This is a genomic window from Micromonospora sp. NPDC053740, assembly GCF_040677775.1.
In the GTDB taxonomy this organism is placed as follows: Bacteria; Actinomycetota; Actinomycetes; order Mycobacteriales; family Micromonosporaceae; genus Micromonospora; species Micromonospora alfalfae.
The window spans coordinates 14,042-34,976 of record NZ_JBFASO010000013.1 but is presented as its reverse complement, the minus strand read 5'-3'; the positions used below and the strand labels follow the sequence as shown (position 1 = coordinate 34,976).

General features: G+C 72.4%; 21 protein-coding genes. 14 read left to right on the top strand and 7 right to left on the bottom strand.

Annotated features, from left to right (window positions below):
- Nucleotides 1–201: 201 nt before the first annotated feature.
- A complete protein-coding gene (locus tag AB0K35_RS29020) occupies nt 202–537 on the top strand; it encodes a MarR family winged helix-turn-helix transcriptional regulator (protein WP_238671334.1) in 336 nt (111 codons plus the stop codon).
- 51 nt (nt 538–588) lie between these two features.
- Nucleotides 589–1,818: a type VII secretion-associated serine protease mycosin gene (mycP, locus tag AB0K35_RS29015; protein WP_363889409.1), complete on the top strand. Its 1,230-nt coding sequence runs from the start codon at nt 589–591 to the stop codon at nt 1,816–1,818.
- Nucleotides 1,819–1,942: 124 nt separating this feature from the next.
- Here mycP and AB0K35_RS29010 read toward each other — a convergent pair whose 3' ends face one another.
- The 3 genes from AB0K35_RS29010 to eccCa form a co-directional block, all read right to left on the bottom strand.
- Nucleotides 1,943–2,221 (bottom strand): WXG100 family type VII secretion target, encoded by a 279-nt coding sequence (locus AB0K35_RS29010; RefSeq protein ID WP_030329555.1) that lies wholly within the window; start codon nt 2,219–2,221, stop codon nt 1,943–1,945.
- Nucleotides 2,222–2,246: 25 nt separating this feature from the next.
- The gene (locus tag AB0K35_RS29005) at nt 2,247–2,555 is read right to left on the bottom strand and encodes a WXG100 family type VII secretion target (RefSeq protein WP_030329557.1); all 309 of its coding nucleotides are present in this window, start codon (nt 2,553–2,555) and stop codon (nt 2,247–2,249) included.
- A gap of 203 nt (nt 2,556–2,758) precedes the next feature.
- Nucleotides 2,759–6,724 carry a type VII secretion protein EccCa gene (gene eccCa / locus AB0K35_RS29000; protein WP_363889407.1) on the bottom strand — a complete coding sequence of 1,322 codons (3,966 nt, stop codon included), beginning with the start codon at nt 6,722–6,724 and terminating at the stop codon, nt 2,759–2,761.
- Nucleotides 6,725–6,890: 166 nt separating this feature from the next.
- Between eccCa and eccD the strand changes: the two genes are divergently transcribed.
- Nucleotides 6,891–8,288 (top strand): type VII secretion integral membrane protein EccD, encoded by a 1,398-nt coding sequence (eccD, locus tag AB0K35_RS28995; protein WP_363889405.1) that lies wholly within the window; start codon nt 6,891–6,893, stop codon nt 8,286–8,288.
- A gap of 10 nt (nt 8,289–8,298) precedes the next feature.
- Here the strand turns inward: eccD and AB0K35_RS28990 are convergent, their stop codons facing one another.
- Nucleotides 8,299–9,486, bottom strand: a complete 1,188-nt coding sequence (locus AB0K35_RS28990) for a type VII secretion protein EccE (RefSeq protein WP_363889402.1) — start codon at nt 9,484–9,486, stop codon at nt 8,299–8,301.
- Nucleotides 9,487–9,647: 161 nt separating this feature from the next.
- Between AB0K35_RS28990 and eccB the strand changes: the two genes are divergently transcribed.
- The 8 genes from eccB to AB0K35_RS28950 all read left to right on the top strand — a co-directional run bounded on the left by eccB (nt 9,648) and on the right by AB0K35_RS28950 (nt 16,235).
- Complete coding sequence (gene eccB, locus AB0K35_RS28985; protein WP_238671339.1) at nt 9,648–11,267, top strand: type VII secretion protein EccB; 1,620 nt, start codon at nt 9,648–9,650, stop codon at nt 11,265–11,267.
- 88 nt (nt 11,268–11,355) lie between these two features.
- On the top strand, nt 11,356–11,724 hold the full coding sequence (locus AB0K35_RS28980; RefSeq protein ID WP_363889398.1) for a hypothetical protein: 369 nt from the start codon (nt 11,356–11,358) through the stop codon (nt 11,722–11,724).
- Nucleotides 11,717–13,012: a WXG100 family type VII secretion target gene (locus tag AB0K35_RS28975; RefSeq protein WP_363889396.1), complete on the top strand. Its 1,296-nt coding sequence runs from the start codon at nt 11,717–11,719 to the stop codon at nt 13,010–13,012. The genes AB0K35_RS28980 and AB0K35_RS28975 overlap by 8 nt, the downstream gene beginning before the upstream one ends.
- A 205-nt stretch (nt 13,013–13,217) precedes the next feature.
- Entirely contained in the window at nt 13,218–13,577 is a 360-nt protein-coding gene (locus AB0K35_RS28970; protein WP_238671342.1) for a hypothetical protein, read from the top strand.
- Between the two features lie 157 nt (nt 13,578–13,734).
- Nucleotides 13,735–14,553 (top strand): hypothetical protein, encoded by an 819-nt coding sequence (locus tag AB0K35_RS28965; RefSeq protein ID WP_363889394.1) that lies wholly within the window; start codon nt 13,735–13,737, stop codon nt 14,551–14,553.
- 33 nt (nt 14,554–14,586) lie between these two features.
- A complete protein-coding gene (locus AB0K35_RS28960; RefSeq protein ID WP_238671344.1) occupies nt 14,587–14,928 on the top strand; it encodes a YkvA family protein in 342 nt (113 codons plus the stop codon).
- Between the two features lie 31 nt (nt 14,929–14,959).
- Nucleotides 14,960–15,367: a TIGR03618 family F420-dependent PPOX class oxidoreductase gene (locus AB0K35_RS28955; RefSeq protein ID WP_238671345.1), complete on the top strand. Its 408-nt coding sequence runs from the start codon at nt 14,960–14,962 to the stop codon at nt 15,365–15,367.
- Between the two features lie 223 nt (nt 15,368–15,590).
- Entirely contained in the window at nt 15,591–16,235 is a 645-nt protein-coding gene (locus tag AB0K35_RS28950) for a C39 family peptidase (RefSeq protein WP_238671346.1), read from the top strand.
- Here AB0K35_RS28950 and AB0K35_RS28945 read toward each other — a convergent pair whose 3' ends face one another.
- The gene (locus AB0K35_RS28945) at nt 16,236–17,648 is read right to left on the bottom strand and encodes an FUSC family protein (protein WP_363889389.1); all 1,413 of its coding nucleotides are present in this window, start codon (nt 17,646–17,648) and stop codon (nt 16,236–16,238) included.
- Nucleotides 17,649–17,732: 84 nt separating this feature from the next.
- On the opposite strand from AB0K35_RS28945, the gene AB0K35_RS28940 reads away from it, so the two are divergent.
- Nucleotides 17,733–18,332 (top strand): hemerythrin domain-containing protein, encoded by a 600-nt coding sequence (locus AB0K35_RS28940; protein WP_363889387.1) that lies wholly within the window; start codon nt 17,733–17,735, stop codon nt 18,330–18,332.
- A gap of 62 nt (nt 18,333–18,394) precedes the next feature.
- Here the strand turns inward: AB0K35_RS28940 and AB0K35_RS28935 are convergent, their stop codons facing one another.
- The gene (locus tag AB0K35_RS28935; RefSeq protein ID WP_091395189.1) at nt 18,395–18,577 is read right to left on the bottom strand and encodes an antitoxin; all 183 of its coding nucleotides are present in this window, start codon (nt 18,575–18,577) and stop codon (nt 18,395–18,397) included.
- 201 nt (nt 18,578–18,778) lie between these two features.
- On the opposite strand from AB0K35_RS28935, the gene AB0K35_RS28930 reads away from it, so the two are divergent.
- Nucleotides 18,779–19,879 (top strand): AI-2E family transporter, encoded by a 1,101-nt coding sequence (locus tag AB0K35_RS28930; RefSeq protein ID WP_238671349.1) that lies wholly within the window; start codon nt 18,779–18,781, stop codon nt 19,877–19,879.
- On the opposite strand, the gene AB0K35_RS28925 is transcribed toward AB0K35_RS28930, so the two are convergent.
- Complete coding sequence (locus AB0K35_RS28925; RefSeq protein WP_238671350.1) at nt 19,880–20,533, bottom strand: alpha/beta fold hydrolase; 654 nt, start codon at nt 20,531–20,533, stop codon at nt 19,880–19,882.
- A gap of 190 nt (nt 20,534–20,723) precedes the next feature.
- Here AB0K35_RS28925 and AB0K35_RS28920 point away from each other — a divergent pair, with 190 nt between their 5' ends.
- Nucleotides 20,724–20,918, top strand: coding sequence for a hypothetical protein (locus AB0K35_RS28920; protein ID WP_238671351.1), 195 nt, complete (start codon nt 20,724–20,726; stop codon nt 20,916–20,918).
- The last annotated feature ends 17 nt before the right edge of the window (nt 20,919–20,935 follow it).

Below are 20,935 nucleotides of genomic sequence, written 5' to 3'. Positions count from 1 at the left end.
ACCTGGTCAAACCGGCTCTCCGCCGGCCGGGCGGCGGGCGCTGGCTCGTGCTCCACCGTCACACGCACCGTAAGATGCGTCAAGGTATGCGTGATTTAGATTTCATACGTTGACTTCGGCCACCCCCTGGGCAACCTTCCCGGGGCGGGGCGGACCAGACTCTCGCGAGGGCAGACGGACATCCGGAAAGGCGGTCACACGATGGCGAGCACGGTGACGGACGACACCGGCGGCGGGCGGAACTGGACGTTCCTCACCAATCACGGGCACGTCCTGCTGGCCATCGCCCGCGATCCGACCGCCCGGCTGCGCGACGTCGCGGCCGAGGTCGGCGTGACCGAACGGGCCGCGCAGGCGATCGTCGCCGACCTGGAGGCGGGCGGGTACCTGCACCGCACCCGGGTCGGGCGACGCAACGAGTACACACTCAACCCGGCCGGCCGGTTCCGGCACCCCGCCGAGGCCGACCGGCAGGTCGGCGACCTGCTCGCGCTGTTCGCCGACGACTCCACAGCGAAGGCAGAGCCCCGGGCCTGACAGTGGTCACCGGGGGCCGCTGACCGATGGTCACGGCGGTAACCTTTGCGTGTGCGCGAATGCCCGCCGTTGAGCGCGACCCCGTCCCGCCGTGCCCTTCGCGGCGTCCTCAGTGGAACGCTGGCGGTCCTGCTCGGCGCCGGCCTGGTGGCACCCTCCCCCGCGACCGCCGCGCCGCCCCTCTGTGGTCCCACCGGCACCGACAGCCTGACCCAGCTGCCGTGGGCGCTCCGCCGGCTGGAGCCGTCCTCGGCGTGGCCCCTGTCCCGGGGCGCCGGGATCACGGTGGCCGTGATCGACTCCGGAGTCTCCGCCGCCCACCCGCTCCTCAAGGGGCAGGTGCTCGAAGGGCGCGACTTCAACGGCCTGCCGGCCCGACAGGGCCAGTGCGACGAGGCCGGGCACGGCACGCTGATCGCGGGCATCATCGCGGGCCGGGAGGGCACTGTCGTCCCCTTCAGCGGCATCGCCCCGGCCGCCCGCATCCTGCCGATCCGGGTTCTGCCGCAGCTCGGCGCGGTCAACAACCCGCAACTCCCGGCAGAGATCGCCGCAGCCATCGACTGGGCGGTCGCGCAGGGCGCCGACGTGATCAACCTGTCCCTGACCACAATTCCCCGCCCCGAACTGACGGCGGCCGTCGAGCGCGCCCTGGCCAAAGGGGTGGTGCTGGTCGCCGCCGCGGGCAACCGGTCGGAAGATTCGCAGAACCTGCCGGGTTACCCGGCCGCGTACCCCGGGGTGATAGCGGTCGGCGGGGTGGACGAGCAGGGCGGCCACGTCGGCACCTCGATCAGCGGCGACTACGTCGACATCGCCGCACCCGGGATGAACATCGTCGGGCCGGCACCCGGAAACAGCGGCTACCGCACCGTGCCGGAGGGCGGCACCAGCTACGCCGCCGCGTACGTCTCGGGAGTGGCCGCGCTGGTCCGGGCCGCCTACCCCAGTCTCGACCCGCAGCAGGTCGCGGATCGGCTGACACGCACAGCGGACAACCCACCCGAGGGCCAGAACGCCGACATCGGCCACGGGATGGTCAACCCGTACCGGGCGGTGTCGAGCCTGCTCGGCAGCCGGGCGAACCCTCCGGCCGGCGTGCTCCCGGCGCCCGCCGTGCGGGACGACCCGCTGAGCTGGCAGCGCCCCGCGGCGATCTGGGCGGCGGTCATCGGCGGGCTACTCGCCCTGCTGCTGCTGGTCGCGCGACCGATCATGACCCTTGGCCGCCGACGCGACTGGCGCCCCGGCCGACGCACCGACGCACCAACTGCCAGCTGAGCGGCGCACCGCAGCCGCAGCCAGGTGCCGACGCATACGTCCGCCAACGGTTACGCCCGCCAACGCCAGACACAGAGCGGCTCCGGGCCGGGCGAACCGGACCGGAGCCGCTCGTGCGAATGCCTCAGCTCCACACCTTGGAGTTGCTCATCTCCGTGGTGAGGTAGTTCTCACGGGCGATGCCCACGGCACCACCGATCTCGTTCAGGATCCGGTTGATGTCCCGGACCGCCGCGTCCCACTTCGCCTGGTGCTGCTCGTAGGCAACCCGGTCCTCGCCGTCCCAGTGCAGCTTGGTCAGCATCGACCGCAGCGTGTCAAGCTTTTCCTCGAGAGTCTTCGAGATGGCCTGCATCTGCTGGTTGCTGCTCTCGAGGACCGCATAGTCAACTTTGATCGTCACGATTTCCTCCTCTGCCGGCTACGGATCACGGGTTGAGAGCAGAGTGGAACTTGTCCAGCATCTGCTGCTGCTCTTCGTCGTTGACCTGGTGCGTCGTACCCGACTTGTCGAGCAGGTCAGCGATGCTGTCCATCGCCGTCAGCAGTTTGACGGTGTCCTCGTTCCAGCGCGTCATCAGCGACTGGAAGCCCGTGGACGCCTGACCCTTCCACGCGATGGCCAGGTCGTCGACGACGTTCCACAGCTTCTTCAGCTCGCCGTCGACCTCGCTGCGCGTGGACCGCACGTCACTCGCGGCGGTATGCAGAGTCGCAGCTTCGACCTCGAACGCCATGCTTCACACCCTTCCGTCTGTTGTGGTGGCGGCTTCGCCGCATCCTCCCCCGCGGCAAGGCAGCAACACCCCACCGACGGACACTCCTGTGAAGACCGTAGCGGAACGGGTCCAGCCCTCGCAGCCCTGACCGGCGACGTTCGATGGATGGTGGTGAATCGGGCCGGAAAGGCCCACCACCCCTGCCGAACGATCGACAGCGCTCAGGCCGGCTCGGACCAGGCGGTCTGAATCAACTGCTGGCCATCGCGACGGCGCACCAGGGTGCCCCGACCGGGCGGTTGCGGGCTCGGCCGCAACGTGCCGAAGACCGCGCCCTCCTCCCGGTTGCCGGACATCAGCAGGCCCGGAGAGTCCAACTCGCGAAGCCGTTGCAACACCGGCTCGTAGAGCGCCCTGGACACACCACCGACGCGACGCGTGACGATCAGGTGCAGACCGATGTCGCGGGCCTGCGGCAACAACTCCTGGAGGGCGCTCAGCGGGTTGCTGCCACCCGATGCCACAAGGTCGTAGTCGTCCACCAGGATGTAAAGATCCGGACCCTTCCACCAGCTCCGATCACGCAGCTGGGCGGTGGTCACGTCCGGGCCGGGCAGTCGGTTGGACAGCGCGCTGCGGATCGATCCGAGCCCCTGGGCGAACGCCTGGTTCGACGGGGCGTAGTCAAGCAGGTGGTCACCCTCCACCGCCCCCAGCAGGCCACGCCGGTAGTCGGCGATCACCAGCCGGGCCTGCGCAGGCGTGTACCGCTCGGTGATCCCCCGGGCGATCAGGCGCAGCAGGTTGGTCTTGCCGCACTCCGCGTCACCGAAGACCGTCAGGTGCGGCTCGTTGGCCAGGTCCAGGTAGACCGGAGCGAGCGCCGACTCGTTGACGCCGATCGGGAGACCGGGCGCCGACCTGTCGATGATCCGGGCCAGCTCCGCCACCGGCATCCGGCGCGGCAGCAACCGCACCTTCGGCGCCGGGCGACCCGGCCAGTTCGCCGCCACGTGCCCGGCCAGGGACAGCGAGGCCTCGCTCAGATCGTCGATGTCGCGACGGCCGTCGATCCGCGAGATGGCGGTGAGGAAATGCAGCTTGTCCCGGGTCAGGCCACGACCGGGCGACTTCTCCGGCACGTTGTTCGCCGCCCGACGGTCGATCTCGGACTCCGACGCGTCACCGAGGCGCAGCTCCAGCTTGGTGCCGAGCAGATCCCGCATGTTGATCCGGATCTCCGCCCACCGGACGGCGGTGAGCACCACGTGCACACCGAAGCCGAGGCCCCGGTTGGCCAACGTGGTGATGGTCTGCTCCAGCTCCTCGTACTCCTGGCGCAGGGTGTTCCACCCGTCCACCACAAGGAACACGTCGCCGAACGGGTCGTCGGCGAACTCACCGGCGGCACGGCGGCGGCGGTAACTCGCCACCGAGTCGATGCCGTGCTGGGCGAAACGACTCTCCCGGTCGTCCAGGACGGCGACCACCTCGGCCACCGTCCGGCGGACCGCCTCGACGTCGCGCCGACCCGCCACCCCGGCCAGGTGCGGCAACCGCTCCATGCTGCGCAGCGCGCCCCCGCCGAAGTCCAGGCAGAAGAACTGCACCTCCCGCGGCGTGTGCGTGAGCGCCAGCGAGGCGAGCAGCGTACGCAGCATCGTGCTCTTGCCGCTCAGCGACCGACCGACGATGACCACGTTGCCGCCGGCCCCGGCCAGCTCGACCATCATCGGATCCCGGCGCTGCTCGTAGGGGCGGTCCACGACGCCGACCGGCACTGTCAGTCGCCCGCGCCCCGGCCAGGAGGCGGTGCACAGGCCGTAGGTGGGGTCGACAGCCAGCGGGCCGAGCAGCTCACCGAGGCCCGGCGGGTCGGCCAGCGGCGGCAGCCACACCTGGTGGGCCGGACGGCCCCGACCCTTGAGCTGGTCGATCAGCACGTCGAGCATCGCCACGGCCTTGCCGTCGGCAGGCTGCTCCGGCTCCGGGGCGGTGGCCACCGGCACCTGCGGGACCTGCACCGGAACGAAGTCGAGACCGTACGGCACGATCCGGCGCTGCACCAGCGCCTGCGAGGCGGATGCCTGCTGCCCCGGCGCCCGGTACGCCCCCGACACGTACGCGGCCCGGAACCGCAGCATGGTGCTGGTGTCCGTCTTCAGGTAGCCGTGGCCTGGCGCGTTCGGCAGCTCGTACGCGTCCGGTACGCCGAGCACGATCCGGCTCTCCACAGCGGAGAACGTCCGCAGACCGATCCGGTACGACAGGTGCGTGTCGAGGCCGCGCAGCTTGCCCTCTTCGAGGCGCTGGCTGGCCAGCAGCAGGTGCACGCCGAGGGACCGACCCAACCGGCCGATCATGACGAACAGGTCGATGAAGTCCGGTTTGGCGGCGAGCAGTTCGCTGAACTCGTCACAGATGATCAACAAGCTGGGCATCGGCGCCAGCGGCTCACCGGCCGAACGCGCCTTCTCGTACTCGAAGCGGGAGACGTAGTTGCCGGCCGCCCGCAGCAGCTCCTGCCGGCGCACCATCTCGCCGGCGAGCGCGTCGCGCATCCGGTCGACAAGCGGCAGCTCGTCGGCCAGGTTGGTGATCACCGCGCTGGTGTGCGGCAGCGCCTCCAGCGAAGCGAAGGTCGCGCCGCCCTTGAAGTCGACGAGGACGAAGTTCAGTTCCTCCGACGAGTGGGTCACCGCCAACGCGGCCACCACGGTACGCAGCAGTTCGCTCTTGCCGGAGCCTGTCGCACCGATCACCAGACCGTGCGGGCCCATGCCCTCGTGCGCCGACTCCTTGAAGTCGAGCTCCACCACGTTGCCGTCCGGGCCGACACCGAGCGGGATGCGCAGCCGGTCACGGTGCCCACGCGGGCGCCAGGTGTTCTGCACGTCCACCGCCGCGGCGTCACCGACACCGAGCAGGTCCGGCAGCTCCGTGCTGCGGGCCAACGGCTCGTCGCCGCCGGTCTGCTGCTGGGAGAGCCGGAAGGGTGCGATCTGTCGGGCCAGCCCCTCGGCGGCCTCCGCGCTGAGCCGGTCGGGCCGACCCAGCGTCGACGACGAACTGCCCCGGGCCAGTTCGAGGGATCCACCGTCATTCACGTCGAGGCAGAGCAACCAGCGGCCAGCGTCGCGCGGCACCGTCCCGGACAGGTCGACGACCGTGGCGCCGAGCAGCCCCGGGCCCACCAGCTGACAGGTCGGCGAGATCTCCCCGCCGTCGATCACCACCACCAGGTGCGGAGCGGTGGTCAGCGGCTTGGCCTCCGGCGCGAACCGAGGCCGCCCGGCCAGCTCGGCGGCGAGCGCGGCCTCGGCCTCGGCCAGACTGGCGAAGACCAGCCGGCGCGCGCCGGCCGCGTCCGTACGACCGCTGTGGTGAGCGTGTGGCAGCCACTTCACCCAACCCCAGGACGACTGCCGGTCAGGTGCGGCGACCACCGCGATCACCAGGTCGTCCGGTGCGTGGAAGGTGGCCAGCTGCCCCAGCGCCGCCCGGGTCAGGTCGAGCACCGGCTCGCGGTCGCCGCGCAGCACCACCCGGCTGAACGCGCGCACCGACAGCGCCGTCGGCAGCTCGGGCACCGTGGAGTGCGCCCGGACGAACCGGCGAAGCGCGATGGCGCTCATCGGCTCCAGGTCCTCCACCGGCTTCGTCTCCGGTGGGACGATCTCCACGGCGAGCCGCTGCGGCCCGAGGGCGATCCGGGTCTCGCCGAAGTCGTCCTCGGTGATCCGCCGCTCCCAGAGTCGCCGCGACGCGGCGATGGACCAGAGCGCGTCGGGCTCCGGGTGCCGCCAGGCCATCGCGGCCCGCTGCTGCTCGGCGGCACGCCGGGTGCGCTTGCGCATCTGCGCCAGGTAGCGCATGTAGTCGCGGCGATCGGCGTTCAGCTCGGCCTTGTCCTTGCCACCGCTGTTGGCCAGCGAGCCGATCGCCATGCCGAGCATCGAGACACCGAACAGACCACCGGCGACGTAGGTCATCATGCCGCCGCCCTTGCCGGCGTAGAGGAACGCCATGGCGCCGACCCCGCAGAACATCGGCAGGATCATGAGCAGCTGCCCCATCCCGCGGGGCGTCGGCTCGGGCAGCTCTGGAGGCGACTCCAGCAGCACCTCGCCGCGCGGCAGGGCCGGCCCCGGCTGACGCGGGAGCCGGCGGAACACCACAGTGCTCACGGCTGTCTCCTCCCCAGAAGCGGCCCTGATGACGTGCGGCCCGCGGAACACCGCCCGCGGGTGGGCATCGTACGTGCCGTCATCGTAGGTAATCTGCCGTGTGCGCGGTGGACCCGTACCGCAGCATTCCAGCCAGCCGATCACAGACGCACACCTGGAGGCCACTGTGGCGACGAAGACGGCGACCGGCGGTCTCAGCCGGATCACCATCGTGGCTCCGCGTACCCGGATGGATCTGGCGCTGCCGTCGGACGTGCCGATGGCCGACCTGCTGCCCACACTGCTGCGTTACGCCGGCGAGGACATGGCCGACGAGGGTGCGCGGCACGGCGGCTGGGCACTGTCCCGGTTGGGTGGTGCGCCCCTCGACGGTGGTCGTACCGCGGCGCAGCTCAGCGTCCGCGACGGTGAGGTGCTCTACTTCAACCCCCGGTCCGACGCCGCGCCGGAAATCGTCTTCGATGACGTGGTGGACGCGGTCGCCACAGCCACCAACCAGCGCCCCGGCGCCTGGCAGGTCGGCGCGACCCGCTCCTTCGCTGTGGTCTTCGCGGCGGCGGCGTTCGGCGCCGGCGCGCTGGCCGCCCTCTTCGCCGGTCCGCCGCACCTGCCCGGCGCGCTGGCCGCGCTGCTGGTCGCGGTGGCGCTGTTGGTGGGCGCGGCGGTGCTGTCCAGGGCCGCCGGTGACAGCGGCATCGGCGCGGTGCTGGCCCTCGTCGGCCTGGTGCACGCGGCCACCGGCGGTCTGCTGCTGCTCGCCGACGATCAATCGTTGACCGACCTGGCCGGTCCGCATGTCCTGCTCGCGGCGACCGCGGCGGTGGTGGCCGGCGCGGTGGCAGTGCTGGCGGTCGGCGACCGGTACCCCCTCTTCTTCGCCGCGATCGGGGTCGCGGCCGCCACCGGTCTGGGCGCGGTGCTCTGCCTGGCCCTCAGCCTCGACGCGGCGGCCTCCGCCGCGGTGGTCGCGGCTGTCGCGTTCGGCGTGGTGCCGGCGCTGCCGATGATGGCCTACCGGCTGGCCCGGCTGCCGGTGCCGTCGATTCCGACCGGTCCGGAGGACCTGAAGACCGACAGCGAGTCGGTGGACGGCCGCCAGGTGCTCCAGCAGAGTGAGCGCGCCGACCAGTTCCTCACCGGTCTGCTGTGGACGGTGTCACTGCTGGTGCTGGGCGCGCAGATCGTGCTGGCCCTGGACGGACGCCTGCCCGCGGTGCTGCTGTGTCTGGTGCTGGCACTGCTGGCGCTGCTGCGGGCCCGCCCCCTCCTGGGCCGGGCCCAGCGCACCCCGGTGCTGCTGACCGGCACCGTGGGTCTGGGCCTGGCCGCCGCGACCACCTTCGCCGGTGGGTCGCTGCCGGTCCGGCTCGGCCTGATCCTGGGCGGGCTGGTGCTCGCCGCGGTGATCAGCCTGATCTACGGTCTGACAGTCGCCGGCAAGCGCATCTCGCCGGTCTGGGGCCGCCTGCTCGACATCGCCGAGATCCTGCTCATCATCGCGCTGGTGCCGCTCGCCTTCTGGGTCTGCGGCCTCTACGGCTGGATCGTCAACCTCCGACCCTGACCCGCACCGGTCAGCGCGACCGCGGACCGGTGGAGACGCCCAGCGCCGACGCGACCGGAGCGGTGGCGTAGACGCCCGGGGCGTGCTGACCGTCCATCGGCCGGGTGGACGCACCCACCCGGCCGGCGACCTCACGAACCACCTTGACCAGGGCCTCGACGTGGTTGTCCATCGCCGCGACCCGCAGCAGCGGTGCCGCCACCCGACCGTCCGACGAGACGGTTACGGCCACCGTGTGCGACGGCGCCGAGGTCGCGGTGATCGCGTCGACGAGCGGACCGAGCGGCGCGTCGAAGCGGCCCCGCAGCGCCATGCAGCGGTGCGTCCAGCCGCCGCCGCGCAACCCACGCCAACTCTCCGCCGGCGCCTCGGGCACCAGGTCCAGACCGGCGGCCGAGACGATGGCCGCGCGCAGCTCCTCCCTGCCCAGCGGGCGATGTGCCAGCCCCGCCGAGGTCAGCGCCTTGCCGAGCCTGCCGATCCCGGCCGCCACCGTCCGGTGCACGCCGGTCAGCCCACCGCCGCGGCTCACCGCCTCGACCCGGGCGTCCCGGACGGTGAGTCGCACCGCCACCCACACGGTCCGGTGGGCAGCCGGCGGCGCACCGGGTGCCGGGTACCAGACCAACGTGTGCGCGACGACCTGGGCCCGGGAGACCGGGGCGCTGAAGTCGGTGAGCACCCGCAGCGCGCGGTCCACCGCGGCGGCGTCGACGGAGCCGACCGCCGCACCGGTCGCGGACTGCAGGGCGACGGCCGCGAACCAGCCCTGGTCGTCACGCCCGATGCCGAGCCGGGTGCCTCGGTCGGTCAGCTCGATGACGCTCAGCTCAGGAGCGAGCGCAGCCAACCTCGGGTCGGTCGCGGTGCCGCCGGCCAGCGCGGCCGACGCCCGCTCACCGCGTCGCCGCAACCGCCGGCGCAGCAGCAGGTCCTCGAACCACCAGCGGCCACCCCGACGGGCGAAGGCCGCCAGGACGACCAGCAGCGCCGCGGCGCCCGCCGCGGCGAGCACCCAGCTCGGCCCGGCCGTGGCGGCCCAGACGCCGACCACGCACAACTCCAGTACGACGAGCTGCCCGACGAGCACGGGGCCGACCCGCCCACGGCCGGGCCGCTCGGCCGGGGGCACCGGCCGGCTCGGAACGTCGACAGGGTCCGTGACCGCTCGGGCGGGTGGCGCCTGAACCTGCGTCATCGCTGACTGTCCCTCCTGCACGGTACGACCCTGCGCCGGTCGGTCCGGTGCCGGCCACGAGCGGTGGTCCCAAGGAACCACCGTCGGCCCCTTATCGTAGGGAAGCCCGCGACGGCACCCCGACCCTGATCGTCGCGGATCCACCCCGCCGGAGGTAAGTCATGCGGACCCGCCGCGATCAGGTGCAGGCGTACCGCTTCGTCACCCGCCGCATCGTCTCCGCCTTGCTGTCGGGCGATCCGGAGACCACCAACCTGCCGATGCGACGGCTCGGCATGGCCGTCTTCGGCAGTGTCCTCACCGCGGCCATCGTGCTCGGCGGGGTGGGCGCCTACGGCCAGTTGACCGGTGGCACGGCGCCGCTGGACGACCAGACCCTTGTCATCGAAAGGGAGACCGGCGCGACGTACGTGTTCATCGGGGGCAAGCTGCACCCGACGCTGAACTACACCTCGGCCCGCCTCATCGTGAACGACGCGAGTGCCCAGGTGCGGACGATGTCCCAGGCGTCGCTGCGGGACCGGCCCCGCGGCGTCACCGTCGGCATCGTCGGGGCGCCGGACGCCCTGCCGGACCGCAAGTCGCTGACCGGGCTGCCCTGGTCGGTCTGCGACGTGCCCGACCCGGTCGACCGGCAGCGGTCCAGCACCCGACTGGTGATCGACCGGGCGCTGCCCGGCGGCACGCCGCTGGGTGACCGGGCGGTGCTGGTCTCGGTGAACGACCAGCGATACCTGGTCACCAACAACACCCGACTCCAGCTACTCGATCCGTCCCGCACGATCACGGCGCTGCGGATGGCCGGCACCGAGCGACTCCAGGTCGGGCAGCAACTGCTCAACGCCGTACCGGCCGGGCCACCGCTGCGCCGGCCGTCGCTGCCCGGTGAGGGCGAGCCCAGCAGTCGCACGGTGGCCGGGCAGTCGCACGACGTCGGTTCGGTGTTCAAGGCCGCCGGGCGGCACTACGTGCTGACCCGGGACGCTCTCGTCTCGATCAGTGAGATCACCGCTCTGCTGCTCGTCAGCAACGGCGGTCGGATCACCGACATCACCCCGAACCAGGCCAGCGAGGCGTTCGAGGAACGGCGGATCGAGGAGGACGGGGTGCCCCCGACGATGCCCGCCCTCTACCCGGCCCAGCCCGGTCAGACCACGCTGTGCGCGACGTACCGCAAGGGCAGCGCGGGCGGCCCGCCGACCACCACCCTGGAGGTCTTCGACCGGGTGCCGAGCGAGTTGACCGACAGCGATCCGGGCCTGGTGCCGGTGCGCCAGACCAGGCGCGACGCCGTACGCACCGCTGAGGCGGTGCTGCTGCCCGGCGGCAAGGGTGTCATCGCGCAGGCCTCGCCGGGCGCCGGGACCAGCGGGTCCGGTGCCGCCGGGTCGACGATCTACCTGATCAGCCCGCAGGGCATCCGGTATCCGCTCGGCTCGGCGGCGACACTGGACGTGCTCGGTTACGGCGGGATCACCCCGCTGGCGGTGCCCGGCTCCCTGCTCGCGCTGATCCCGACCGGGCCGACGCTGGACCGCGAGGACGCGTTCGCCGTCTTCGCCGCCGACGGGCCGGCACCGAGCGCACCGCCGTCGGCCGCGCCGAAGTCGGGCTCACCATCAGCGGCGCCGCCCTCGGGCACGCCGTCCGCGGCGTCACCGTCGGGGTCGTCCTCCGCTGCGCCACCGTCGGGGTCGACGTCGTCGAGTCCGGCCGGTGGCACGCCGTCGAGCGGCGGGACCGGCGGGGGGTCCACGGAATCGATCGGCACCGACGGCTGAGCAGCTTCGACGGGTCGCCCGGAGTCGCACTGGTGGACTAACCTGAATGTCGCTGACGGTTGTCAGCCAGAACGACGGGGATGTTGCCATGGCCGGGCGTACGGAAGTCGACCTGTTGTCCCTTGAGGACTTCCACGAGCACCTGGCCTCGCGGTTGAGCCAGGCCGAGTCGGTGCTGCGCAAGCTCAACACCGAGATGCAGTGCCGTCCTCCGGCGCTGGGCTCGTTCTTCGACGCCACCGACAAGGCGCGTCGCTACAGCGAGGTCCACCAGTCCTATGTCGACCAGGCCGAGCGCATCAGGCAGGCGGTGCTGGCGGCGCAGCAGGCGACCAGCACGATCCTGAACAACTACCGCACCGCCGAGGCGCGCAACGCGGCCAACGCCGACGATGTCACCGCCGCGCTGACCCCTGTCGACCGGGCGTTTCAGGCGAAGGAGGACGGGCGTGTCTGAATACACCCAGCGCTACCAGGGCAACAGCCACCAGCAGCTGTACGACGGCCTGATGGCGGGCAAGCCGGAGCAGATCGAGGGCGTGGCCACCCAGTGGGCCGAGGTCAAGGGCATCCTCGACGGCCTCGGCCGGGATCTGAGCGGCGACCTCGACAAGCTCAGCAACACGTGGACGGGGTCGGCGGGTCGGGAGTTCCATCGGCGACTCAGCCTGATCGTCGCCCACACCGACGCGTTGGGCGAAGGGATGGCCGGCATCAAGCAGGGGTTGACCATGATGGCCGACCATCTGCGCGACGCCCACAAGCAGGCCGAGAGCCCTGAGGAGACCGACGACAACGACAAGGCGATCGGCGGCGCGATCAAAGGTGGCGCGGTCTTCGGTCTGACCGGTCTGATCGTCGGGGGCATCGCGGGGCACCAGCAGGACAAGGCAGAGCAGGAGAAGGCCCACCAGCGGATGGTGAACCTGGTGGCCGGCCTGGCCAACAGTTACGAGATCTCGGCCTACGACCGGGTGGTCGAACCACCCCCGCCCGACCCGGATACTCCGAGCACCGCCCGCAAGGATCCGACGACGTCACAGAGCGTCTCGGCCATCGCCAGGGTGACCGGTGGCCCCACCACCCGCGCGGACTCCGGGCACACCGGCGACGCGACCATCTCGACGCCCGACCGGGTTGCCCAACTGCCTGGCGACGGTTCGACGCCGGGCGATGTCGGCTCGGGCACCGGCGGCAGCCCTGCTGTCGGTGCCGCGCCGATCGGTGCTGGCAATGACTTCGCTGACCGCGGCACCTCCCTCGCCGGCGCCGACCCTCTGGTCGGCGGCGCGCTGCTCGGCGGTGGTGCCGCCGGGCTGGCCGGGCTGTCCGGGCCGGTCGGCGCGCCCACTGCGGCGAGCACCGGTCCCGGCCTGCTCTACGGAGCACCGGGCGGGTCACCGGCCGGCGGGGTGTTGCGCAGCGGCGCGCTGGCCGGCTCGGGCAACGCACCCCCCGCCTCGGCTCGACCGACCGGCGGTGGTGCGGCTCCGGCGGAGACCCGCGCCGCCAACGGGGTCGGGCGCAGCATCGACGGCCAGCGTGGTGGGAGCGGCGGACGCCCGGCCATGACCGGTGGCAACGCCCGACCGGGGTCCGGCGGCGGCCGGCCCGGTGTGCTCGGCGGGCAGGGTCGCGCGCAGGACGACGACTCCGACGAGCGGCTGACCTGGTTGACCGAGGACGAGATGGTGTGGCAGGGCGACGAGAAGGCCGCACCGCCGGTGCTCGGCACCGGCGACTGACCACGGCCCGCCGCCGGCACGCCCGCACCACCGGCGGTGCCGCCCCGACGTTGCACGGCGCCCCCGATCGGACCCGATCCGGTCGGGGGCACTGCCGTTCCGGGCCTCTACCGCCGGCGTCCACAGTGCGCATGGTGGTGGCGGTCACGCCCGCGCGGTCCGTCGCCGTGCTGCGGTAGGCCGGGACGGGCGATAGGTTGGTCGGGTGTCGTCCGCAGCGTCTGTCCGCCCAGCCAGGTGGGCTGCGCTGCGGTCACTGCGGGAACTGACCCGCCTGGCGGTCACCGCGCTGGTGCTCGCGGTCGGCCTCGGTGCCGCTCTCGCCGCGACGCCACCGCCCGCCCCCACGCAGCTGCGGCCCAGTGCCGTGAGCAGCCGGGTGGCAGATGTCCGCCCCGACACCGGCCCGGCCAACCAGCGGGCCGCACAGCCCGCCGAAGCCCCGCCGGCCGGCACGCTCGACACCGCCACGGCGACCGTTCCGGTCGCGGCGGGCCCGGTGCACGTCCCGGCCATCGATCCCGGCCGTGGCTCTCCTGCACGACGCGGCCCGCCCGCCCGCTGAACCAGGCCCGGCGATCCCCGGGGCCCGATCCCGGCTGATCCTCCCGCACGGCACCTGACTTCGCCGTCGACGGGACCATCCCGCCACCGGGCCGACCGGTGCTGCCGCGCCTTCCTGCCGCCCGTCGATACCCGCCTTCGACCGCGAGGTGCTGATCATGCAAACCATCCTCTCCGCCGTCCTGCCAGACCTCTCCCGGGCCGCCGTCATCTGGCTGAGCCTGCTCGGGGTGGTGGCCGTCGCTGTCTCCGCTCTGCTGCTGCGGCCCGGCCGGCTCCGCTTCGACCCGGGCTCCCGGATCCGCCGCGCCGCCATGCCGAGCCAACTTGAGCAGGCGCAGGAGGAGCGGGAGCAGAGCCGCTACGCGCAGGAGGTCGCGGTGGCCGCGGAGCGGGCGACCACCACCGTGCGGCGCCGCCGGGCGGAGTGGGTGGCCGCGCAGGAGGCGATCGAGGCGGCCTGGCTGGCGTACGAGGCGGCCGAGGCTGGCGTACGGCGGCTCGACGCGGCGGCCGCGATGCCGCTGCCGCACACCGCACGGACCCCCGCCGAGTACGCGGACCGCGAGCGCTACCTGCACCGGGCGGCGCTGGATGCGTACTGGCGGCGGGAGCTGTCGGTGGAGCAGCTCAGCGACGTCTTCGCGCACCGCGACGGGTGGGACCCGCGACTGCACCCCGTCGAGCAGGAGCTGGTGCTCCAGCGGGCGATCCGGGACAACCTGGCGGCCCGGCACGCCGCAGCCCGCGAGCGGGAGCAGGCCGCGTGGCGGGCGGCGGAGTTGGCGGTGGCCGCGGCTCGCAGTCTGCGCGAGGAGGCGCACGCCGCGACCGGACGACGGGTCGCCGAGTCGGCGTCGGTGCTGCCGCTGAGCGAGGTTGCCCGACCGGTGGGCGCGCAGACCCGGGAGAACGTCGAGCAGACCCGGGAGAACAAGGTGACCGCGCGCGGCCGTGCGACGGTGCCCGCGTTCTGAGCCGCGCAGGCTCGGGTGGGTTAGCGTGACGGCATGTCCCGACAGGCGTGGGTCCTCGTGGTGGTCGCCAGCATCCTGGCGCTCGCCACACTGGTCGGTGCCGTGGTGCTGGCGGTGCGGGTGGTGCGCACCCGGCGGATGCTGACCGGGCTGGGCGCGGGCGGCAAGGTCGCCTTCTACGGAGCGCTGATCTACACGATCTTCCCGGTCGACGTTCTGCCGGACCCGATCTACCTGGATGACATGGGGGTCCTGGCCGCCGCGCTGATCTACCTGACCCGGCTGGTGCACCAACGTCGGGCGGCGGGTCGCCAGCTGCCGGGTCAGCCGGACGCCCCGCCGGATCGGGGCCAGGTGCGCCGCCGCGTGCCATGATCGGGGTCGGTTTGGTGGACAGGGGACGGGCATGGCGGGCGATCATCGGTTGGACGTGCACGATGAGCGGGTTGTCGCCTTCTGCGCCGAACGGCACCTGGCGACGCTGACCACCCTGCGGGCGGACGGCACCCCGCACGTCGTACCGGTCGGGGTGACTCTCGACCCGGCCGCCGGCCTGGCCCGGGTCATCACCTCCGGCGCCTCCAGCAAGGCCCGTCAGGTGGCGGCTGCGGGCGCGGCGGGCGCGGCGGTTGCCGTGTGCCACGTGGATGGCCGCCGCTGGTTGACCATCGAGGGCCGCGCGGTGCTGCGGTCGGATCCGGCCGCCGTGGCGGAGGCGGAGCGGCGGTACGCCGAGCGGTATCGGACGCCGCGTCCGAATCCGGAGCGGGTGGTCATCGAGATCACCGTGACCAGGCTGTTGGGCAGCCTCTGACCTGACCGTGTGTCCCCGATGACCGGTTCGGGTCGGGCAGGGACGCCGCGCGACCCCGGGGCCCGCAGCCGGCGGAATTCTCCGTGGAGCAGAGCCGTTACGCCCTCGGTACGGCCAGGGCCGAGACCACAGATGGTCGGCCCCCGTGTTGCGCCGAGCGCCATTCCCGGTGCTGCCGCCCTCCGCTGGCCGGAGGCGCCAACCCCCGAACGGAGACTCGACAATGAACCCGATCGTCCAGAAGAGCGGTCTGTCCGTCGTCGGCCTGCTGGTCGCCGGGGGCTGCGCTCTCGGCCCGGCCGTGGCCGCGCAGGCCGCCCCGGCTCAGGCCGCCCCGGCCTCGTCGAGCCAGAGCGACAGGCACGCCGAGCGGATCCTCGGCGTCGACTACCAGGCCCAGCCGAACTTCTACTACTGCGGCCCGGCCGCGACCCGGATCGCGTTGTCGGCCCAGGGCAAGGCGCTGTCCCAGGACGAGGTGGCCCGGCTGCTCGGCACCACCGAGGCGGGTACCCCCTCGGCCCTGGACACCACCCGCGTGCTGAACGAGCTGACCGGTGGCAAGTACCGGACCACCGAGATCCGTGATTCGGTGGCCCGCCCCGACCAGGTCGAGCAGCTGCGCCGTGACGTGCTGGCCGCTGTGGACGCCGGCCGCCCGGTGGTGGCGAACATCAAGGGCACGACGGTGGACACCGACGGCAACCCGCACTCGTACGAGGGTGGCCACTACCTGACCCTCGTCGGCTACCGCGACGGTGGTGACATGATCCGGGTCGCCGACCCGGCCGACCCGGCGTTGGGCGAGTACTGGATGAGCCTGCCGAAGGTCGCCAACTGGATCGCCGAGCGCGGCTACTCCTCCTGATCAGGACGGTTCACCGGGCCGGCCTCTCCCGTGCGGGGAGGCCGGCCCGACGTCGTTACGGACCCGGGCGGCGAGGTGTGCGCGTCGACGGGCTCGGGCGGCCCGCGTCGGTCGGGTCCGGTGCAGTTGTCGGCGGACCGGCGGGTGGATCTCCGCCTCACCTGCTCCGGTCGCCCGGCGCACGATCCGGTTGGCGTCCTCGGGTTCGGAACCGGCGGCCCGGAGCAGGTCACTGGCCGCGGTACGAAGTCCGGTGACGAGGGATTCGCCGAACGACTTCACGCCGGTCGAGGAGGCCCGCCCGGCCAATTCGGCGCACTCCTCGACCAACCGGCGGGTGCGTCGGGGGTCGTCACCGACCTTGCACTCCACCCGCATCTCCGCCACCGCCTGACCCAACCGGCCCATCGCATCCGGCAACTCCGGCGGAATCGGCTCGTCGTACTGCAACGCGGTGGCCGACCAACGCGCCATGGCGCGGCTGTCCAGCAGCAGCCGCTCCAGGTGACCCGCGCTGCGGGCGTAACTGTGGTACTGCTGCCGGCGGTGCCAGCGCACCGGGGCGATCGTCACCACCTCCTCGGCGCCGCTGAGGGCGTCGTGCAACCGGCTCAGGTCGTCGTCGGTGCCGCGGAGCCGTTCCAGGACGCCCATGGTCCCGGCGCTGTCGCGCTCGCGCAGCGCCCGCGCCAACTCGGCGAGTTGCTCGCAGAGGATCGTGAAGATCGGTGCCGCGGCGCGGTCCAGCACCCGCATCGGGTTGATCGGCAACAACAGGGCGACCACCACCAGGCCGACCGCCCCACCGACGAGCGCGTCGAAGATGCGGGGCACCTCCAGGCCACGCTCCATCGGGGCCAGCGTGGCGATCAGCACTGCGGTACCGCCGGCTTGGCCGACCAGCGGACCGCCCTTCCCCGCCACCAGCAACGCGGCGGCGATTGCCAGCGCCACCACCACGCCGGTCTGCCACGGGCCCGAGCCGAGCAGGAATCGCAGCGTGTCCCCGATGATGATGCCCAGGGCCACGCCGCCCAACAGTTCGAAGGTCCGGCGGGCCCGCTGCCCGATGGCGGTGGCGATCGTACCGACGGCGGCGGCGGGAGCGAAGACGTGCGATCCCTGGCCGAGCAGATTCTTGGCGAGCAGGGCGGCGATGGCCGCGGCCAGCCCGGCCTGGATGGAGATCACCAGGGTGACCTCCCACTGCCGGGCCCTGATCCGGCCGGCCTGCCCGCCACGGTGCCGCACCCGCCGGACCGTCCGCTCGGCGGTCTCGTCGAAGCGCGACTGATCGCGGTCGGCGGTGGGGCGATCGTCGGCCATGGCGGCGGTTACCCCGGCGGTGGCAGGGCAATCGTGGCGGCCGGGCACCACCGCCACCGGGAGCACCACCGGCACCGTCGGACGCATCGTCAACCGTAGGTTTGTGCAGCCCCGTGGGGGTACCAGAGCCACACACCTCCCACCGATCCGCAACCGGTAAGGGGCCGTGACATGACCAGTCCACCGACCACCGACGACCACGATGCCGTCGACATCCTGGTCTCCGATCATCGTGAGATCGAGGCAGTCCTCGTCGAGTTGGCGACCCGGCAGGGCACCCCCGAGCACCGCAGGCGCCTCGCCGACGTGGTGATCGCCGAACTCGTCCGCCACTCGGTGGCCGAGGAGGCGTACGTGTATCCGATCGCCCGGAAGGTACTGCCCGACGGCAACGAGATCGCCGACCGGGAGATCGCGGAGCACGCCGACGCCGAGCGGACCATGAAGGAGTTGGAGTCAGTCGACCCGTCCGACCCCCGCTTCGACGAGTTGCTCGCCCAACTGACCAGCACCGTCCGACAGCACGTGGCGGAAGAGGAGAAGGAGCTCTTTCCCCGGCTGCGCGCGGCGACGGCACGGGAGGAGCTGGTCGAGATCGCCGCCCGGGTGACGGTGATCAAGGAAATCGGGCCGACCCGGCCACATCCCGGGAGCCCGGTACACCCGCCGGCGAACAAGCTGCTCGCCCCCGGCATCGGTCTGGTCGACCGGTTGCGCGACGCGTTGAGCGGCCGGCCCACCTCAATGGACGAGCTACGCGACAACCACTGACCCGCGCAGCATCGGCCTCCCGGGTCGTCGACGGCTCGACGGCCCGGGAGGAGCGCGTCGGGTCAGCGGACCTGGTCGCCCTCACCGGTGCGCGCCTGGGCCTGGTCCACGCCCTTGTCGATCTGATCGCCGTACTTGCCGCCGGTGCGCTTGTCGGCCATGTCGCCGGCCTTCTCCGCACCCTGGTCGACCTGCTTGTCATGCTTGTCCGCGAAGTCCTTGGCCTTGTCCATGAAGTCACCCACCGCGTTCCTCCTCAGTCCGGTCCGTCCCCTTCGCGTTCCCTCGGCCGGACCACGCAAACGCCGCCGCTGTGGACGTGATCCGCGAACTCCCGCCCACGTCACTCGGCCCGACGTACGATCCGCGCGGGCACCGGCCAGCGAATCGGGTGTCGGGGCACGACCGACCGGGTACCGACCTCGTCGACATCGAGGAGGACCGACATGGCCGCAGAGGAATCCGGACCGACAGGTGGCCCCGGGCCGCGCCAGACCTGGGCGGCGCTGCCGTGGCTGGTCCGGACCGCGGTGTTGTGGAGCGCCTGCCTGGTGGTGATCGCCGCAGGGCTCTACCTGCTCGGCCGGATCGCCGTCCTGTTGGCGCCGCTGGCCATCGCGCTGGCCGCCACCATCTTCCTCACCGCGCTGCTCGATCCGGTCCTGCTGCTGCTGCGCCGGTTGCGCCTGCCGGCGGCGCTGGCGGCGCTCTGCACCGTGCTGCTGTTGCTGGGCATCCTGGTCGGTGTCGGCGCCCTGGTATGGAACCTGACCGCCAGCCAGTTCGATCAGCTCAGCCAGGAGTTGACGCAGGGGGTCGAACGGAGCCGCGACTTCGTGACGTCCACCCTGCCGGTCAGCGAGGCACAGCTGGACCGGCTGGTCGACCAGGCCCGCGAGGGGCTCAGTGGCAGCTCTCCGGACCCGGTGGCCGGCGCCCGGACCGCCACCGAGGTGTTCGGCTCCGCGCTGCTGGCTCTGGTGCTGCTCTTCTTCCTGCTCAAGGACGGCCGGTCCATGTGGCACTGGGTGCTGTCCCGGGTGTCCGGCCCGAACCAACCAGTGCTGGCCGAGGCCGGCCGGGCCGGTTGGCAGACGTTGGGCGCGTACAGCCGGGGCACCATGTTCATCGCCGCGATCGACGCGCTGGGCATCGGGCTGGCTCTGGTGGTGCTGCGGGTGCCACTCGCCCTGCCGTTGGCGTTGATCACGTTCCTCGGCGGGTTCGTGCCGATCATCGGGGCGACGGTCGCCGGCGCGGTGGCGGTGCTTGTGGCGCTGGCCGCGAACGGTCCCACCACAGCGCTGCTCACCCTCGCGGCGGTGATCGCCGTGCAGCAGATCGAGGGCAACCTGCTGGAGCCGCTGGTCATGAAACGGCAGGTCCGACTGCATCCGGCGGTGATCCTGGTGGCGGTCACCGCGGGCACGCTGATCGCGGGCATCGCTGGCGCCTTCGTCAGCGTCCCGATCACCGCCGTCCTCTGGCGGATGATCGACACCGTGCAACAGCGCCGCTCGGCCTCGGCTCTCCTGCCCTCGGACTGATCACCGCCGACCGAGGTGCGTGGTGAACCAGGTGGCAGCCTGATCGGCGACCTGCTCCAGGGTGCCGGGTTCCTCGAAGAGATGGGTGGCGCCGGGGATCACCCGCAGCTCGCCGACCTCGCCCAACTCGGCCAGCGCCCGCTCGTTGAGCGTGATCACCTCTTCGTCCAGCCCGCCGACCAGGAGCAACGTCGGGGTACGCACCTGGGCCAGCGCGTCTTCGGCCAGGTCCGGCCGACCACCCCGGCTGACCACAGCGGCCACCCGATCGGCGCGGGACGACGCCGCTACCAGGGCGGCGGCAGCACCAGTGCTGGCCCCGAACAGACCGATCGGCACATCGCCGGCAGGACGCTCGACGGCCAGCCAGTCGACGATCCCGGCCAGCCGGCTGGCGAGCAGCCCGATGTCGAAGCGCAGTTCGGCTGTTCGGGCGTCCACCTCGTCCTCGGCCGGGGTGAGCAGGTCCGCCAGCACCGTGCCGAGCCCACTGCCGTTCAGCGTCCGGGCCACCGCCACGTTGCGCGGGCTGTGCCGGGAACTGCCGCTGCCGTGCGCGAACAGCACCACGCCGACCGGCTGGGCGGGCAGCGTCAGGTCGGCGGGGAGTTGGGCGTCCCCGATCGGAATGGTCACGCTGCGCTGCTCGTCCATGCCCCACCTCCGCGTACTCGCCGGTGGTCCGGGTACCCCGCCCGCCGCCGGGCACGCACGCCGCGACGGTGTCACCCCGGGCCGTGGGCCCGCCGCCGGGCCGCGTTTGCCCGCTGGGGCGCCGGGTACGCGACGAGCGACCGCAGACCGTGTCGGCGCAACCGCGCCCCGACGGATCGCGAGGATCGCCATGGCCAAGCAGCAGATTTCCCGGCAGCAGCAGCTGACCGAGCGAGCCCAGCGTGAACAGGACGCCGCGCGCAACCAGGACGTCGGGGACCAGGATTTCGGAGACCAGGCCGCTTCGGCCCGGCTGCCCGACGACCCGAAGGCGGCGGCGCCCCGCGACGCCATCGGACGTCCGTCGACCGGCGAGCCGGTCTGACCAACCTGGGCCGGCGA

What these genes read in the sequence shown, in the direction of transcription:
- AB0K35_RS29020 (WP_238671334.1), top strand. Translation starts at nt 202, where the DNA reads ATGGCGAGCACGGTGACGGACGACACCGGCGGCGGGCGGAACTGGACG.
- AB0K35_RS29005 (WP_030329557.1), bottom strand. Translation starts at nt 2,555, where the DNA reads ATGGCGTTCGAGGTCGAAGCTGCGACTCTGCATACCGCCGCGAGTGAC.
- AB0K35_RS28990 (WP_363889402.1), bottom strand. Translation starts at nt 9,486, where the DNA reads ATGACGCAGGTTCAGGCGCCACCCGCCCGAGCGGTCACGGACCCTGTC.
- eccB (WP_238671339.1), top strand. Translation starts at nt 9,648, where the DNA reads ATGCGGACCCGCCGCGATCAGGTGCAGGCGTACCGCTTCGTCACCCGC.
- AB0K35_RS28980 (WP_363889398.1), top strand. Translation starts at nt 11,356, where the DNA reads ATGGCCGGGCGTACGGAAGTCGACCTGTTGTCCCTTGAGGACTTCCAC.
- AB0K35_RS28965 (WP_363889394.1), top strand. Translation starts at nt 13,735, where the DNA reads ATGCAAACCATCCTCTCCGCCGTCCTGCCAGACCTCTCCCGGGCCGCC.
- AB0K35_RS28960 (WP_238671344.1), top strand. Translation starts at nt 14,587, where the DNA reads ATGTCCCGACAGGCGTGGGTCCTCGTGGTGGTCGCCAGCATCCTGGCG.
- AB0K35_RS28955 (WP_238671345.1), top strand. Translation starts at nt 14,960, where the DNA reads ATGGCGGGCGATCATCGGTTGGACGTGCACGATGAGCGGGTTGTCGCC.
- AB0K35_RS28950 (WP_238671346.1), top strand. Translation starts at nt 15,591, where the DNA reads ATGAACCCGATCGTCCAGAAGAGCGGTCTGTCCGTCGTCGGCCTGCTG.
- AB0K35_RS28945 (WP_363889389.1), bottom strand. Translation starts at nt 17,648, where the DNA reads ATGCGTCCGACGGTGCCGGTGGTGCTCCCGGTGGCGGTGGTGCCCGGC.
- AB0K35_RS28940 (WP_363889387.1), top strand. Translation starts at nt 17,733, where the DNA reads ATGACCAGTCCACCGACCACCGACGACCACGATGCCGTCGACATCCTG.
- AB0K35_RS28930 (WP_238671349.1), top strand. Translation starts at nt 18,779, where the DNA reads ATGGCCGCAGAGGAATCCGGACCGACAGGTGGCCCCGGGCCGCGCCAG.
- AB0K35_RS28925 (WP_238671350.1), bottom strand. Translation starts at nt 20,533, where the DNA reads ATGGACGAGCAGCGCAGCGTGACCATTCCGATCGGGGACGCCCAACTC.
- AB0K35_RS28920 (WP_238671351.1), top strand. Translation starts at nt 20,724, where the DNA reads ATGGCCAAGCAGCAGATTTCCCGGCAGCAGCAGCTGACCGAGCGAGCC.